General features: G+C 48.2%; 1 protein-coding gene. It reads right to left on the bottom strand.

The features are described 5' to 3' along the window. The coding region (gene pgk / locus H9Y04_RS49345; protein WP_214662324.1) for a phosphoglycerate kinase at window positions 1-475 on the bottom strand (475 nt) is incomplete at its 3' end. Window positions 476-510 lie beyond the last annotated feature (35 nt).

Below are 510 nucleotides of genomic sequence, written 5' to 3'. Positions count from 1 at the left end.
CGGTACCAAAGGCGTCGTTAACGTAGACATCGGCCAATGCTGTCAATTGGCTTCTGAACTTCTTGACGTCTTCAGCGCTGGCTTTTTGCTTCTGGCCGTCGACTTTTCTCGAGCCCTCCTCCTCGGCGTGGAATCTCAAGTTCTCTAACAAGAACACCTGGCCATCGGACCCGCCATTGACAGCTTTTTCAACCTCGGGACCAACACAGTCCGACAAAAAGGTGACTTTTTGGCCCAAGAGTTTCTCCAATTCGTCAGCCACAGGAGCCAACGAGTACTTGTCAGCCTTCTCACCATTAGGACGACCCAAGTGAGAAGCCAAAACCACAGCTTTGGGTTTATTTTCCAAAACGTATTTGATAGTTGGCAAAGCGGCCACAATACGCTGATTGTTGGTGATGGTTTTTCCATCCAATGGGACATTGAAGTCCACACGGATAAACACACGCTTTCCAGACACATCGAGGTCCTTCACAGATAACTTGTTCGATAAAGACATGGTAATTCTAG

The sequence above is a fragment of the Streptomyces polyasparticus genome, assembly GCF_014493765.1.
GTDB classification, from domain to species: domain Bacteria; phylum Actinomycetota; class Actinomycetes; order Streptomycetales; family Streptomycetaceae; genus Streptomyces; species Streptomyces polyasparticus.
Note: the sequence above shows the minus strand (reverse complement) of the source record. Positions and strands in the feature narration are given on the sequence as shown.